Origin of the sequence: Archangium sp. (assembly GCF_036389735.1) — a bacterium.
Classification (GTDB): domain Bacteria; phylum Myxococcota; class Myxococcia; order Myxococcales; family Myxococcaceae; genus Archangium.
Genome location: NZ_DASVWK010000025.1, coordinates 1 through 1,763, shown reverse-complemented (window position 1 = coordinate 1,763; position 1,763 = coordinate 1). Strand labels below are relative to the sequence as shown.

Annotated in this window: 1 protein-coding gene; it reads right to left on the bottom strand. The window is 69.6% G+C overall.

What is annotated here, in order from left to right; all coding sequences use genetic code 11:
- Positions 1–87: 87 nt before the first annotated feature.
- Positions 88–1,533, bottom strand: coding sequence for a M20 family metallopeptidase (locus tag VF794_RS00740; protein WP_331106699.1), 1,446 nt, complete (start codon positions 1,531–1,533; stop codon positions 88–90).
- Between the last annotated feature and the right edge of the window lie 230 nt (positions 1,534–1,763).

The following is a 1,763-nucleotide window of genomic DNA, read 5'->3' as shown; positions in this document are numbered from 1 at the left end:
GCGCCCGTCGCCCTCTCCTGAGCATGCAGCACAAACACGAAGGCCCTGGCCCCATGAGGACCAGGGCCCGCGTGTAGAAGACAGTGCCTACCGGTTGAAGTGCGAGGCGATGACGCTGGCCACGCAGCAGGTGAGCCGCTTGCCGGTGGGGATGTGCAGGTACTCGTTGGGCCCGTGGGCGTTGCTGTTGGGGCCGAGCACGCCGGTGATGAGGAACTGGGCCTCGGGGAAGCGCTTGCCGAGCATCTCCATGAAGGGGATGGTGCCGCCCTCGCCCATGGCCATGAAGGGCCGGCCGAAGTAGGCGCGCGAGGCCTCGTGGGTGGCCTCCTCCAGCCACTTCTCCAACGGCGGCGCGTCCCAACCCGCGCTGGCCTTCTCCCCCTCGAAGCTCACCTTGGCGCCGTAGGGCGGATCCGCCTCCAGCGTCTGCTTGAGGGCCTGGATGGCGGCCTTCGGCTCCAGCCGCGGAGGAATCCGCATGGACAGCTTCACCGAGGTGAAGGGGCGCAGCACGTTGCCCGCGCTGCCCAGGGTGGGCATGCCGTCCACGCCCGTCACGGAGAGCGCCGGGCGCCAGGTGCGGTTGAGGATCTGCTCCACGCGGTCCACCGTCATCGGACGCGAGCCGGGCACCCAGGGGAACTTCGAGTACACCTCCTCGCCAATCACCTCGGCCACGGCGGCGGCCTGCTCGCGGCGGGCCTTGGGGATGTGGACGTGCAGGCCCTCGACGCGGACGCGGCCGGTCTGCTCGTCCTCCACGCGCGAGAGGATCTGCCGCAGGATCCGGAAGGACGAGGGCACGATGCCGCTGGCATCCCCCGAGTGCACGCCCTCGGAGAGGATGTCCACGCGCAGGTTGCCGGAGACGAGCCCGCGCAGTGAGGTGGTCATCCACAGCTGCTCGTAGTTGGCGCAGCCGGAGTCGAGGCACACCACGAGCGAGGCCTTGCCGATGCGCGGCGCCAGGTGCTCGATGTAGGCCGGGAGGTCGTAGCTGCCGCTCTCCTCGCAGGCCTCGATGAGGACCACGCAGCGCGCGTGGGGCACGCCCTGCTCGCGCAGCAGGCGGATGGCGGCCAGCGAGCCGAAGGCCGAGTAGCCGTCATCGGCGCCGCCGCGGCCATAGAGCTTGTCGCCCTCGCGCACCGGCTCCCAGGGCGAGAGGCCCGAGCGCCAGCCCGTCATCTCCGGCTGCTTGTCCAGGTGGCCATAGAGGACGACGGTGTCGTCCCCGGTGCCCGGAATCTCCATGTAGATGACGGGGGTGCGCTCCTCGCCCTTCTCGTTCTTGAGCGACACCACCTCCACCTTCAGGCCGGGGATGTGCTTCGCCTGGGACTCGCACCAGCCGGCGATGAGCTTCACCGCCCGGTCCATGTGCCCCTTCTTGGCCCAGTCCGACTCGAAGGCGGGCGACTTGTTGGGGATGCGGATGTAGTCGTTCAGCTTGGGGAGGATCTCCTCCTCCCAGATGCGCTCGGACGAGGCGGCGGCGGTGGTGGGGTTCAGCCGGGGGCTGGTGCTCATGAAATGGCTCCGGGTTCGGAAGGACTCCAGCCCCCATCTACACCACCCCGGGCCCCAATGGGCACGCCACGAGCGGTGGCCGTGGGAGACTCCTCGAGAACCATGCTCAAGGTGCTCACGCTGAACATCGCGCACGGCGTGCCGTCTCTACCCGTGCCCCTGCCCTTCCTGCTCCCGCGCTCCCGGCTGCTGGGCCACCTGGACCGGATGGCCGAGCTGCTCGCGCGCGA